We start from the raw sequence: 12956 nt of genomic DNA, 5'->3' as shown, positions 1-12956 counted from the left end.
TGTACGTTACGTAATCATTATAGCATTGTTTGGCTGAAGCTCCTAGTGCAACTTAACGTCACAGAGCAAATGTGTCTACATATCAAAAAAATAAACTTCGACAGACTGTCTCGACAATGTTCCCATTTCTTTGCATATCTTATCCTTTACAATGGTAAGGGTGTTGTATCCCTGGAAGAATGGAGGTGCATAATTTAAGCCGAGCTGCGGCGGTGTCAGTCGATCGCGGGATGTCATTACTTTTTGAAGAGAGGACGGATCAAATATGTACAGGAAAGATACTCAAATCGTTGAAACGGTTTCCGGCCATTGGCTTCGTTTCCCTAATCACTTTAAAAAGTCCACATGCTTGGTCGAGTTGTCTAATCAAATTTCGCTAAATATCGATATGAAATCAGGCAACGTACATATTCACAAAAAAGATGAAAACCAAGTGTACCAGCATATCGGCGATCTGTTTATTTCGGCTAACAGCAATAATCAAATTCATTGCAACGTCATGCAATCTCCCAACAACGACAACAACATGGATTTCTTGTTTAACGCTTTAGTGCCGTCAAGCAATGCAGAGAGTACTCCCGTTCTTGTAGAGAAGGAGGAATCGGCTTGAGAATCTGGTTCGATAATAAAGACATTCCTGTTACTTTCATCTCAAGCGATCACAAGATGATTCCTCAGTTAATCCAGGCGTTGAAAGCAACTAAAGGGGACGAAGGAAAACGCAGTACTTTTGACATGAATGCTTTGGAACGCATTGAAGTCGTTGGTACGGAGGCGTATTTATATTCCAAAGCGGATACGGGAAAATGTTACCTGGCCCTCTATTAGAAAATAAAAAGAGTCTTCGTTCCATATTTTTAGGGACGAATGACTCTTTTTCAGTTATAGCCTCAAAACGGCCAATGGAACAAGCCGCGGTATATTTTGGACACCGTTTCCGTGCTGCCGCTATAGACAACGACAGAAACGGTCACGATAAGCTGTGTCAGCGCGCAGCGGGCCCAGTAATACGACTTGGATACTTTCTTCTTGTTAACGGTCGATTTGCCCAGCAGTGACTCGATAGCGATGACCACACCGTGATAGAGGCCGTAGAAAAAATATATCCAGCCAAAGCCGTGCCATAGGCCGATCAGCACCATAATCAAGATCGATAAGCCGGCAGCCGTCCATTTGGAGGGGGCCTTTCGCGAGAAAAACATGAAAATATGATCGCGGAACCAATCGCCGAGCGTAGCATGCCAGTTGCGCCAAAACTGCGTCAAGGTCGGAGAAGTGAAAGGCTTCTTGAAGTTTTCAGGGATGTTATAGCCCATCAAACGGCCGAACCCGATAGCGATGTCCGAGTAACCGGAGAAATCAAAGTAAAGCATAATATAAAACCAGACCATCAAAAAGATCGATTGGTGCGTATACAGCTCCTGCTGCTGGACATGCTGAAACACATCCGTCATCCAGGTGACGACGACCAGCTTTTTAAATAGCCCGAGAATGATCCGTTTGACGCCGTCCTCCACTTGAGAGGAATTGACCTGATAAGGCTTTTTGGCGTCGGCCATAAAGTCGCGGAATTTCAAGATCGGACCGGAAGTAAAGGTCGGAACGAATAAAATATAGTTGGCGTAATCGACCGCGGAGGCGCGGGCATCCTTCCCGAAGAAATAAGCGAAGTAGTGGGAGTCGATCACTTTCAACACGTTGTAAATAAGCGTAAGGGTGATAACGGCGTCGAACAGCAGGTGGTCCGGGGAATCCATTCCGAGCAACCTAATGCCCGATACAGCGGCTATGTTCAGCGCTATAAGCAGGATGAAGCCGCCCTTGCGCCATTTGCTCGTATAGCAGAGCCATAGGAAGCACAAGTAGTTGGCTGCCGTATAAATAAGGTAGAAGAGAAACAGCTTCTTGCTGAACAAGAGCAGGAAGCACAGGTTGAAGGCCAGCAGCAAGTACCGCTTGTTATGCGGCCACCAACGGGTTAACGCCAGAACGATGATCATGCCGATCATAGCAATTATGGCGTTCATATTCATAAAAAACATAGGTGTAATTACTCCTTCGAGCTATTCATAAGGAAAGCCCAAGTCTTAGAACCCTTCGTAAATGAACAGCCCTTTACCGGTAAAGTAAATCAGGACCATGATGAGCATGGCCGTATAAAGGATTACTTCGACGATTTTGCGAGTGAAAGGAGCCATGCGTCAACCTCCTTCGTAAATACCGGAGCGCCTTCCTGGCGGCTCAAATGAACCAAATCGTGAAAATATTTGCGGTCATACGTCTGCATGACATCAAGCACGGGCACGTTATACGCGGCTAGCTTGCGGTTCACGTCTTCTTTCAGCGCCGGCATGTAGCGGGGGAGCTCATAGGCTTTGTTCCACGGCATCCAGATGACGCGCAGCTTCAGCTGATGCTCCTTGGCATAGGAGAGAATCCAGTCCATAGCTTGAACATTGTCCTTGAAATCAGCCTGTGACATCCAGCCGAATCGCTGATCGTACTCGACCCACTTTTTCTTGAGCTCGTCATCCGACTTTTGTCCAAAATACAGCTCCTTGTCGATCCAGCGGGGCTGGTAAGCCAAAGGATTCGTCTCGCTAAGCTTCAATGTCTCCGGGTAGGCGGCGCAGCCTTTTAGTTGAGAAGCATCCTGCTTCAACAGCCCTTGATAGAGCGCGCAGGCCAGCTCCTGGCCGGAATCGCGGAAATAATCGCGATACGTGTACACGTAGGGCTGATACCATGGCTTGAACCATTGGTAGGTCGGGTCGGTATCCAGACTATCGATCATCGTATGCACGTCGATACCGATCACCAGCTCGTCCTCTACATGGAACAGCTTCTGTTCGAGCATCGCCTTCAGGTCGGAAGGCTTGCCATAAGAAAGACCGAGCTCAATTAAGCCTGACTTCGACTCGTTCTCGATATAGGCGCCTGTCACGGCGGAGTTGCCGAAGAACACCGGTCCGTGATCCAGTCCGTTATGGTGAAAGAGCGTCTTGGTAAAATCGTTCTTATAAAATCGTCGCGACGTGACCATCGGATCCCACATGCTGATAAGGAAGTCCGATAAGACAAACAAAGCGACGAGGAGCAGCAAAAAGCTGTTTTTGCGCAAAAAAGCGGCTAGTTTCATAAGAGAACCCACATCTTTTTTTAGTTGATGAACATCCGATGTAATCGCTCGGAATCTGAATAATAGTAGTAAAAAACACGGCGGCCGTCCCGGAAAGGACAGCGCAGCCGAGTTGCTTTAGGTTGCCCTTTACAGCGACTTTTGCTGCCAGGCGTGATATTGCTCACGGAATGCGGCAGGCCAATTCGCTTCTTCCAGACCGTATTGAGCGAGGAAAGCAAAAGCCCAGCGCTCGATGCCGAAGCCGACACAGCCGGTCACCGCGTTGCGTTTGCCCATCTTAATGTTAAAGGCCGTACCGAACGTATTGCTGTGGAAGTTGACGGAGCTGCAGGCAATCGACTTCTTAACATGTGGAATCGACAGGCGAAGCTCGTACTTCATTTCTTGGTTACGCTGGAACGATGCTTTCGTTTGGAAATCGTTCGTGAAGAACGGATCGTTGGCGATTTCGAGCATGCTGTCCACGTTCCATTCCACCGCAAGCTCCTTCAAATATTCAATGGATTGCAGGCGGTGCTCCTTCACGAATTCCGGTTTGCCGACGAAAATAATCTCGCGCATACTGAAGTCAAGCAGACGGCCGAAATCGCTATGGTTGCGGGATTCGAACCGGTGGCATTTGGAAATGGCCGTGACGATGAGTCCGTCGCCTTCCAGCGTTTCATTCTGCAATCCCTCATAGCAGTGGTAGCAGGTCGAAGGGTTCATTGTGAACTTCGGCTTCGGCATAGCGGCATTCAAGTCCAGAGGACTATCCTCTTTCCAGCCTCCCGCATCACGGATCGATTGGGAGAACGTCTCGATAATGTCGAGATCCTCGCGCAAATGGGTCAGGAAGTGAATATGCTCAGGGAACGAAGTAAAATGATTCGTCTTGTTCAACGTATCGCAATGAATGACCGCCGGATACGACTCTTCCTTCACCCCTGCAAACCGGTTGGCTACTTTGGTAACGAAGGAGTAGTCAAGAAAGCGCATCAAGCTGGAAAACGGCTCGCGGAAAATAAACAAGCCCGGCTCGAGCACTTTAATGATTTTGCGTTCCACCAGCTCGGCAATAATATCGCCCTCGTAAGGGGTATCGACCTTGTGCTCGAACAAAATGTTCTCTTTGAAGCCGAAATCGCCTTGGGAGAAACGGTCGATCAAGCGGCGGACGTGCGCCTCGACGACGTCATTTCCTTTGGGAGATTCATGCGTAATGTAAATATGATCGTTGTCCAGCCGGATATCCCGGATATGCTCGTCGATAAAGGCGGCGGCGTATTTCAGTTGTCCGTGCTGGCTGGAGGCCAGTCCCTCCAGGGATACGACGCATTCCATCATTTGATTACCTCGCAGTCTTTGTTTGAATGAATTCGGCGATTTCTCTCACCGTGTTCATGGAATAAAGCATCAGATCCTGATTCGTCACCTGGATGCCGTAGGTTTTCTCGATGTGGGCAATCAGGGCCGTAGCGCCGATCGAATCGATATAGCCGTAGTCGAATAAGTGAACGTCAACCGTAAAATCGTCATCATCGGATTCGATTTCGTAACGGTTACGAATATGCTCTTCCAGTTGCTGAAGCAGGTCTTGCATGGGGTGTTCCTCCTTTAAAATGTAAATATGACGAGCAGAGTTGTAAAAGCAACTCATGCAAACGCGACAGATTCCCGCAGGGCGTAGGGTAACAAGGCTCTGCGGGAATCTTTTCGTATTAACATAGAACATAGATCCTGTGTAAAGAAAAGCTGCAGTCCTGGTTCTCGTACGTCAGTAACGCACCGTGATCGCCGCCCAAGCGCCGAAATGAGTCACCGTATACGTGTTGGCGGCTTCGTCCTTGACGACCTGAAGCTGATCGCCTTCAATGGTGAGCGGCTTCGGACTCCAGAGCTGGATTTGCTGCATACCGCTCGCTTTCAGCTCGAGCGACCATTGTCCCTTCTGCTTGTCAAGCTTGTAAGGTCCGTTGGATCGGAGCAAATGGATGTCCGAGCGGTTCAAATCACCGCCGAATTGCACCTTGGTCCGATCCGGCACCCCTAGATACAGCTTGCCATTACGCAGGTCCGACACGTCGGAATCGGTCGAAACCGGGCGGTCGGCATAAGCTTGGCCGCGTTCGACGACTACACCAATAGTCCCCTTATATTCGGCTGCTTGCACCGGCACTCCGTCTGTAACAGGACGGATGCGGATGGTTGGGGCCGTATGGATGCCGGCTAGCTGCTTCAAATGATCAAAGACGGTATCGATCCATGGACGGTACACGTCTACACGGGTCGTCAGCGTGTTCAATACGGAACGGGCCATTTGAGGCTCCGTCATGAAGTTATAACCGTATTCGTTTCGTATCTGGTCCAAATATTTCACAAACTCGAGGAGTTCCCCAACACGGGTCGGGAAATGATACTCGATATGCTCGAAGTAGTTGATAGGCATGTCCTGATCGATATACGACTGGAACAAATCCTCCGTCGAGTTCGCTCCGATCCGGAGCACCGGCGCCGGCGTGCCAAGCAGCATCGGCGGGTTGGAGGGCTCGTCTGAGCCGTTGTTAGTCATCAGGAACGGCAGCCCCCAATTGTATTGGACGCCCAGACGCGGCTCATTCGGTATGTTCGACGGCCGGAAGCCGAAGTTGTACCAAATGCCCGCGTCGCGTTCATTGTTGAGCGTTTGCGTACGGTCGGGATTGTTAATGCGCCACGTATGCTGGTTCGTCCCCGGCATATTCCATGGAATGCCCAGCGTATCGAACGATTTGCGCTGCAGCGCAATCTCTTCCTTCTCCTGCTCGTCGCTCGTGAAGTTATGCACGAATATATGCGGAAATAGCTCCAGATGATGCTCTTTGTTATATTCGATAAACGCCTTCAGCTGTTCGGCGTAAGGGAATTTCGGATCGTCGACGGTCGTCGGGATGCCGAATTCTAGCTGGCCTACGATGAGGTCGTCTTTGCCGTCCTGGTTCAAGTCGTACCATAACGGTACGGAGTTATGCCCTCCCACGAGGGCTTTGTTCCCGAGCTGGTTCGTCGTGGCGCCTTCCAGCACCCCGGAAGGCTTCCACGTGCCGTCGGCCTGCTGCAAGTATACGCGCAGGTCGCCCTCGACATTGCCGACCACGAGGTCCGGTCGGCCGTCCCCGTTCACGTCGCGGATCGACGGCGCGGCGAAAGGCGCAGGCAGCTTGAACAGCAAGCTGCCCGGCTCGAAGGCAACGGGCTCCCCGGCCGTGCCGGAGCCCGAGCCGTCCCCGCGGCCTGCTTCGCGATGGCCGCGGTACAGCGTCACACCGCCACCCGCATCCCCGACCACCAGGTCGGGCACGCCGTCGGCGGTGACGTCGCCCAGAGCCGGGGCCACAGGCGCCTCGGCTCGGATGGGCTTCCCGCCCGCGGTGAGCGGGGCGGGGGCCGTGAAGGCGCCGCCGGCTGCGCCATAAGCGGCGGCCAGCGTGCCGTCGGCCAGGCCGAGGATCAGGTCCGGCCGGCCGTCGGCGTTGAGATCATACGCGGCGACGCTGGCGTATGCATCGGTGTGGAGCGGCTGCCCGTTCGTCAGCCGCAGCGGCTCGCGCTTGCCGAAGGCAGCGGGCGCGGGGACGCCGCCGGGCAGCGATTGCCCGGCATAAGCATCCGCCTGCGGCCCGAGGCCCAGGTAAGCGGCGATCGTGCCGTCGGCCGAGCCTGCGATCAGATCGGGCTTGCCGTCGCCGTTCAAGTCCGCAATAGCCGGATAGGCTCGGTACGGCTTTTGGATCGGATCGCCGAGCGAGCGGTAATCCGGATACAGGGCGAGCTGCACCGGCTTGCCGTCAGCCATGACGCGCGTTCCGCTCGAGTAGAACGAATTCGGCGTCTCCCCGACGAAAGCAGGCTTTTCATTGGTTCCCGTATTCAAGTGAACCGCGACGGTTTCCTGCCAGCGCCCCCAATGGAAGGAGGAACGGACGAGCGTAAACGACGGGACCTGATTGTACTGCTTCAACAGCTCGGCCCATTGAATGCCTTCGCCGTCGCGGATCGCCTCAATCGCTTCAAAGTGATTCTGGTGCGACATGGCGGGCCGTCCGTAGGGCCCGAGCACTTTTTTCACGCTGTACCCGAGCGTCTCCTTGGAGACGAAGGCGGCATACTCGCTGCGGAACAGCGCGCTGCCCGCCGAGAAGGTGAAGTGAAAGTAAGGCTCGAGCGGGAGCTGTCCGCGGTCGAAGTACAGCGCGCCCGGAGTCGGCTTCTTAGCCCGGTTCGTCTCTTCCGCCAGCTTGGCGAAGCCAAGGCTCGCGTCCATACCGCTGCTCATGTCATAGCCGGTAATGTAGAAACGGTTTGGAAGCAAGGCGCCGCTGAAAAAGACAGTACCCTCCCCATACCGGTTCAAGGCGTACAGAGCCGTGTCGCGCAGCATAACCATCGGCTCGGCCGTAGATGGAATCATCCCTTTGCCCCACGAAAACTGCTGCAGATCGGACAAGCCGTCGTGATTCAAATAGTTGTCCGTGAATTGGCGGAACAGCTGCTGCATCGCCTGCAAATTCAGCTCGACGTCAGGGTAGACGAACGATTCGACGGCTGGAGCCTTCCCTTTGGCAGTACTTGCAGCCAAGGCTTGGGGCGGCGTAAGATCGACCAATTGCTTCGCGCCGATAAAGGCCAACGGGAAATCCGCGGCCATAGAATTGTCAAGGAACAAATGACCTCCCTGGGACACATAGCTTTGCAGCAGCTCGCGCTGCTTATCCGTCAAAGCTCCATGTAGGGAGGGATCCAAATAAACGGAGGCATATCGTTTCAATTGCCGAAGAGACAGGTTCTCTATGCCTTGCCGTTCCAACTGCAAATTAGCTACTAATGACTGTCGAAGCTGGCCGTATGCCGCCGTATCATAGCTGTCGCCATTCGACACATACAGCATGCCGACGGACAGCGGTTTGTCGGAGACGGCCAACCATACGGCAAGCAGTAGCAGGACGCCGATTGCGATTCCTGCAATTCTTGCTTTAGTGACCTTCAATACAATCCCTCAATTATTCTTGGTTGGACTACCTTGCAATTATAGCATAGGATGGCGGGCTTTGTTAACTTTTGTCGGCTGTTCGGCGGCGACCGGGCGCATCGCAAACGCAGAGACCGATTGACATTCCGGCAGGATTACTATATTATCATTATTGATAATGATAATAATGACAAGAGGTGCTGCTGCGATGAACGCTTCTGCCGGTCCGTTATTTCAAGAGGAGGAAGTCCGGAAGATCCGGAGCCGCTTTTTTGCAACGCTTCCATTATATATTATGGTTCCTGCAGCGCTGGCTATCGCTTTTATGTTTGCCGGCGGGCACGCCATCGACTGGAAGGCCTTTGGCCTGGGGGCAGCGGGCTGGTTTGCTGCCTTGTTGCTTCGCGGACCGATAGCCGCACTCGTCATGAAGCTTCCGCAATCTGCCGCCCAAACTATCAATGTAAGCTCATCTGGAGTGCTGGAGGAGAGTGTCCGCCTGATCCTGTTAGGGCTAACCGCAGCAACCTTATCTGAGGCGCTGTCTATTGGGCAAGGCTGGGCGGCTATCGAGGTGATCTATACGATCATCGCCGGGCTGGCTACGCTCTCCCTGCTGGGGAGAACGGACGACAAGGCGAAGCAAGCACAAGCGATGCTCGCGGCACAAGGGACGGCACACCTCCATCCGATATGGGGAGTGATGGAACGCCTGTTCGCCAGTTTGTTTCACATTGGGGCCACGCTGCTGATTGCGGCAGAGCCTTGGTTAGCCGCGGTGCTCATTCCTGTGCACAGTCTGCTTAATTTGTCCGCGCTGTGGCTTATGAAGCGGTCTATCCTTCTCGTTGAAGGGCTGATCGCCGTCGTCGGTACGGGGGTCATGCTTGCGGGTTGGCTTTTATTTCAATAGAGACTTGCTGCAGATAGTTTGTGCCAGCCTCCGTTCCCCGGGCTTATACTATTTTGCGTTCAGTATTCTAAGCGTTTAAATCAGACTTCAGGAATACGAAGGTCGGCAATTTTTCATAGGAGCGTGAAGAAACATTATGGTCAGTACCATCTCCATGGCCGGAATGGTTTTGCAAATCGTTTTTGCAGTGTGTCTCCCGATCGCAGTATGTATCTATTTTCATAAAAGAGAGGCATTTCAATGGAAGCCACTAATGGTCGGCATGGTGATTTTCGTCGTCTTTGCTTTAGTTTTGGAGAAGCTGCTCCATGTGTATATGCTGCAGTTGAATCCGCAGACGGCACAATGGCTGAGCAATCCGTGGATGTTCGCCGTGTACGGGTCGCTTGCGGCGGGTGTATTTGAGGAGTTGGGACGGTACATCGGCTTCCGGGTCTTCCTTAGGAGGGCGGATCAGCGAAAGGACGGCATCGCCTACGGTATAGGACATGGAGGGATCGAGACGGTTGTCCTTGGCGCCGTTGTCGCTATTCAATCGCTTGTATTTGCCATTATGCTCAATAACGGAACGTTGGAGCCGATGCTTGCAGGGCAAGCTCCGCCCGAGGCGATAGCCCAGCTGAAGTCACAGCTGACGGGTACTCCGTCTTATATGATTGCGCTCGTGATGTGGGAGCGTGGGGTGGCGCTTCTGCTGCAAATTGCTTTATCCTTGGTTGTGCTTCATTCCATTCGGTCGCGCAAGCCGGTTTTCCTGCTGTATGCAATCGTGCTGCATGCTGCGATCAACTTCCTTCCAGCGATGTATCAGGCCAAAGCTGTCAGCATTTGGGTCGCCGAGGCGGTATTGGTTTTGGTTATCCCGGTTATTTGGTACATTTTCCTGAAATCGAAACGCTGGTGGAGCGCGTAGCCGTACGGATCTCGCCGGCTGGCTCCTTCTTTTGTTTAGCTTAGATTCTCCGTCATTTCTTTTGCGAGTATGACAAAAACGGTCCAAGATTTCATAGCATGAAGTCTTCCAGTCTTCCTCCGAATCTATTTGCTGCTGCCAAATGCTAGGTTGTTGGCTTTTGGCCCCCCTTTTCTGGTACACTATATAGTTGAAGCATTGCAGTTTATAGTTTAAGAAGTTAGCCAAAAGGAAATAGCATTCGATAGCATTCGGAGGAATTTATATATGAAATTGAAAAAATCGGATATCGAGCTGCTGGCGCCCGCGGGCGATTGGGATTGTCTGCGTGCGGCCGTAGCCAATGGCGCGGATGCCGTCTTTTTCGGAGTGGAGAAGTTCAATGCCCGGGCAAGGGCGAACAATTTCCACACGGAAGAGCTGCCGGATATTATGTCCTTTCTTCATTTGTATGGAGTCAAAGGGTTTTTGACCTTTAACATCCTGGTGTTTGAGGACGAGCTGGACGAGGCGAGAAAGCTGATCGAGGCTTGTGTCGACGCCGGAGTCGATGCGGTTATTGTACAGGATCTCGGTCTTGTAAAAATGATTCGCGATATTTCCCCGGATTTCCCGATCCACGGGTCTACGCAAATGACGATCACTTCGCCTGAAGCGGTCGAATTTACGAAGCCGTTCGATATGGAGCGGGTTGTGCTGGGACGGGAAAACAATCTGAAGCAAATCAAACAGATCGGCGACCAAGCGAAGCTTCCAATGGAAGTGTTCGTACACGGGGCTTTGTGCGTCTCCTATTCCGGGCAGTGTCTGACCTCGGAAATGTGGGGAGGGCGCTCGGCCAACCGCGGCGAATGCGCGCAAGCCTGTCGATTGCCGTACGATCTGATGGTCGACGGCGTGCAAAAACCGATGGGCGACATCGCTTATTTGCTGTCACCCAAAGATTTGGCGGCGCTGGAGCTCGTGCCGGAGCTGATCGAAGCGGGCGTCACCTCGTTCAAAATCGAAGGACGCCTAAAAAGCCCGGAATATGTAGCGAACGTAGTGAGCAAATATCGCCGTGCGATCGACCGCTATTTCGAAGACGGCAACGCGAAGCCGACGAAGGAAGAGCTGCGGGAGCTGGAGCAAAGCTTCTCGCGCGGCTTCACGTACGGCTTCCTGAAAGGAACGAACAACAAGCAGCTCGTGGAAGGAACGTATCCTAAGAGCCGCGGCGTGTATCTCGGCCGGGTGAAGCAGGTGCTGCGAGACGGCGTCGTGTGCGAGCTGGAAGCGCCGCTGAAGCGCGGCGACGGTATTTGCTTCGATGCGGGAGATCCGACGAAGAAGGAAGAGGGCGGCCGCGTCTATGACATCCGCCGCAAAGGCGTGAAGCTCGAAGGCGAAGCGCCGGGCGGGCTGATCGAGATCGTGCCGGGGCGCAACGACGTAAACCTGAACCGGGTCCGTGTAGGCGACCGGATATGGAAAACGAACGATCCGCATCTCGACAAGCGGCTGCGCCAATCGTTCGAAACGGACAAACCGTATCGCACCTTCCCGGTGTCGATCCAGGTGACGGGCAAGCTCGGCGAGCCTCTGCGCAGCCGCTGGACCGACGAGCTGACGGGGCACACCGTGTCGGTCGAGACCGAGCTGCCGCTCGTCCAGGCGGAGAAGCGCCCGATGGACCGGGCGCTGTTCGAGGAGCAGCTCGGCCGTCTCGGCGGCACGACCTTCGAGCTCGGGGAGCTCGATGTGCAGCTCGACGGCCCGCTTATCGTGCCGATGCGCGAGCTGAACAGCATGCGCCGCCGCGCGGTAGAGCTGCTTGAGGCGGCCCGGCAGCGCCCGCGCCAGTACATCAAGCGCAGCGTCGCCGTGCTGGACGACGCTCCCGCCAAGAGCGAGCCGGCGCAGGCTCCGCGCCTGACAGCGTTGTGCCGCAACCTGGATCAGGTGCTTGCGGCGTTGAAGACCGGCGTCGACATGGTCTATGCCGACTTCGAGTTCATCAAGCAGTTCCCCGCGGCCGTGGAAGCTGCGCATGCAGCAGGCAAGCGGATTGCGCTTGCCACGCCGAGAATTCATATGCCGGGGGAAACCGGCTATTTCAAGAACATCACGAACCTGCAGCCGGATGCGGTTCTCGTACGCAACACCGGCGCGGTTTACTATTATATGAAGCAGCGCATGGAGAACCCTGACGAGCGCCATCCCGAGCTGATCGGCGATTTCTCGCTGAACATCGCCAACCACAAAACGGCGGCGTTGTTCCTCGATGCGGGCTTGAGCCGGGTAACGCCATCGTACGATCTGAACATCCAGCAGATGGTCGACCTTCTTCAAGTAGCCGATACGTCCAAGCTGGAGGTTGTCATCCATCAGCACTTGCCGATGTTCCATACGGAGCACTGCGTCTACTGCACCTTCATGAGCGAAGGCACGGACTACACGAACTGCGGCCGCCCTTGCGAGGATCATCGGGTGTCGCTTCAAGATCGTGTCGGCATGTCCCATCCGGTGAGGGTCGACGAAGGCTGCCGCAATACGGTATATAATGCCATTGAGCAATCCGGTGCGGAATATGTGAGCAACTTCCTAGAGCTGGGAGTATCGACGTTCCGCGTCGAATTTTTGGAAGAAACCCCGGACAAGGTGCTGGAGGTTATCGATTTGTACCAGCGCGCTCTGCAAGGGCGAATCAGCGGTACGCAAGTATGGAAGACACTGAAAGCGACCAACCAGCTCGGCGTCACGCGGGGCCAATTGGTGAAATAACGAACAAAGCAGCTGAACTAGGGGATTCCTTGGATCAGCTGCTTTTTTTCGTGCAGCAAACTGTGAATCAACATGGCTCGCCTACGGCGCGGCGATATACGATTTTTCTTTTCCATATGGAGGAAGTCCGAAGTCCTTGTGGAAAAAGCCGCCTTCATCATTGGAATGATTCTGTCTGTATTGTCAAAAAATAAAGCGAATGCCTCTCATGAGGCGCCAGAGCTGCGTGATATTGGCC

Annotated in this window: 10 protein-coding genes; 5 read left to right on the top strand and 5 right to left on the bottom strand. The window is 53.6% G+C overall.

Annotated elements, in window-relative coordinates; all coding sequences use genetic code 11:
* The first annotated feature begins 265 nt into the window (after window positions 1-265).
* Window positions 266-610, top strand: coding sequence for a hypothetical protein (locus ACFQ88_RS35905; protein WP_239630436.1), 345 nt, complete (start codon window positions 266-268; stop codon window positions 608-610).
* Entirely contained in the window at window positions 607-828 is a 222-nt protein-coding gene (locus ACFQ88_RS35900; RefSeq protein ID WP_239630435.1) for a hypothetical protein, read from the top strand. Before ACFQ88_RS35905 ends, ACFQ88_RS35900 begins: the two co-directional genes overlap by 4 nt.
* Window positions 829-890: 62 nt before the next feature.
* Here the strand turns inward: ACFQ88_RS35900 and ACFQ88_RS35895 are convergent, their stop codons facing one another.
* The 5 genes from ACFQ88_RS35895 to ACFQ88_RS35875 form a co-directional block, all read right to left on the bottom strand.
* A complete protein-coding gene (locus tag ACFQ88_RS35895; RefSeq protein WP_379462271.1) occupies window positions 891-2042 on the bottom strand; it encodes an MBOAT family O-acyltransferase in 1152 nt (383 codons plus the stop codon).
* 122 nt (window positions 2043-2164) lie between these two features.
* Window positions 2165-3139: an SGNH/GDSL hydrolase family protein gene (locus tag ACFQ88_RS35890; RefSeq protein ID WP_379462269.1), complete on the bottom strand. Its 975-nt coding sequence runs from the start codon at window positions 3137-3139 to the stop codon at window positions 2165-2167.
* A gap of 129 nt (window positions 3140-3268) precedes the next feature.
* Window positions 3269-4465 carry a class-II aminoacyl-tRNA synthetase family protein gene (locus ACFQ88_RS35885; RefSeq protein ID WP_345774083.1) on the bottom strand — a complete coding sequence of 399 codons (1197 nt, stop codon included), beginning with the start codon at window positions 4463-4465 and terminating at the stop codon, window positions 3269-3271.
* Between the two features lie 7 nt (window positions 4466-4472).
* Complete coding sequence (locus ACFQ88_RS35880) at window positions 4473-4724, bottom strand: acyl carrier protein (protein ID WP_239630431.1); 252 nt, start codon at window positions 4722-4724, stop codon at window positions 4473-4475.
* A gap of 174 nt (window positions 4725-4898) precedes the next feature.
* Window positions 4899-8147: an FG-GAP repeat domain-containing protein gene (locus ACFQ88_RS35875; RefSeq protein ID WP_379462267.1), complete on the bottom strand. Its 3249-nt coding sequence runs from the start codon at window positions 8145-8147 to the stop codon at window positions 4899-4901.
* A 190-nt stretch (window positions 8148-8337) separates the two neighbouring features.
* On the opposite strand from ACFQ88_RS35875, the gene ACFQ88_RS35870 reads away from it, so the two are divergent.
* From ACFQ88_RS35870 to ACFQ88_RS35860, 3 genes are all read left to right on the top strand, one after another.
* Window positions 8338-9042 (top strand): hypothetical protein, encoded by a 705-nt coding sequence (locus ACFQ88_RS35870; protein WP_379462265.1) that lies wholly within the window; start codon window positions 8338-8340, stop codon window positions 9040-9042.
* Between the two features lie 136 nt (window positions 9043-9178).
* Entirely contained in the window at window positions 9179-9955 is a 777-nt protein-coding gene (locus ACFQ88_RS35865) for a YhfC family intramembrane metalloprotease (RefSeq protein WP_379462263.1), read from the top strand.
* 267 nt (window positions 9956-10222) lie between these two features.
* On the top strand, window positions 10223-12718 hold the full coding sequence (locus ACFQ88_RS35860) for a U32 family peptidase (RefSeq protein WP_379462261.1): 2496 nt from the start codon (window positions 10223-10225) through the stop codon (window positions 12716-12718).
* Window positions 12719-12956 lie beyond the last annotated feature (238 nt).

The sequence above is a fragment of the Paenibacillus sp. NPDC056579 genome, assembly GCF_042793215.1.
Taxonomy (GTDB): Bacteria; Bacillota; Bacilli; order Paenibacillales; family NBRC-103111; genus Paenibacillus_S.
This window is presented reverse-complemented; position numbering and strand designations above follow the sequence as displayed.

Bases quoted from the DNA above. Each gene is read 5' to 3' on its own strand.
- ACFQ88_RS35905 (WP_239630436.1), top strand. From the start codon at position 266: ATGTACAGGAAAGATACTCAAATCGTTGAAACGGTTTCCGGCCATTGG.
- ACFQ88_RS35895 (WP_379462271.1), bottom strand. From the start codon at position 2,042: ATGTTTTTTATGAATATGAACGCCATAATTGCTATGATCGGCATGATC.
- ACFQ88_RS35890 (WP_379462269.1), bottom strand. From the start codon at position 3,139: ATGAAACTAGCCGCTTTTTTGCGCAAAAACAGCTTTTTGCTGCTCCTC.
- ACFQ88_RS35885 (WP_345774083.1), bottom strand. From the start codon at position 4,465: ATGGAATGCGTCGTATCCCTGGAGGGACTGGCCTCCAGCCAGCACGGA.
- ACFQ88_RS35880 (WP_239630431.1), bottom strand. From the start codon at position 4,724: ATGCAAGACCTGCTTCAGCAACTGGAAGAGCATATTCGTAACCGTTAC.
- ACFQ88_RS35870 (WP_379462265.1), top strand. From the start codon at position 8,338: ATGAACGCTTCTGCCGGTCCGTTATTTCAAGAGGAGGAAGTCCGGAAG.
- ACFQ88_RS35865 (WP_379462263.1), top strand. From the start codon at position 9,179: ATGGTCAGTACCATCTCCATGGCCGGAATGGTTTTGCAAATCGTTTTT.
- ACFQ88_RS35860 (WP_379462261.1), top strand. From the start codon at position 10,223: ATGAAATTGAAAAAATCGGATATCGAGCTGCTGGCGCCCGCGGGCGAT.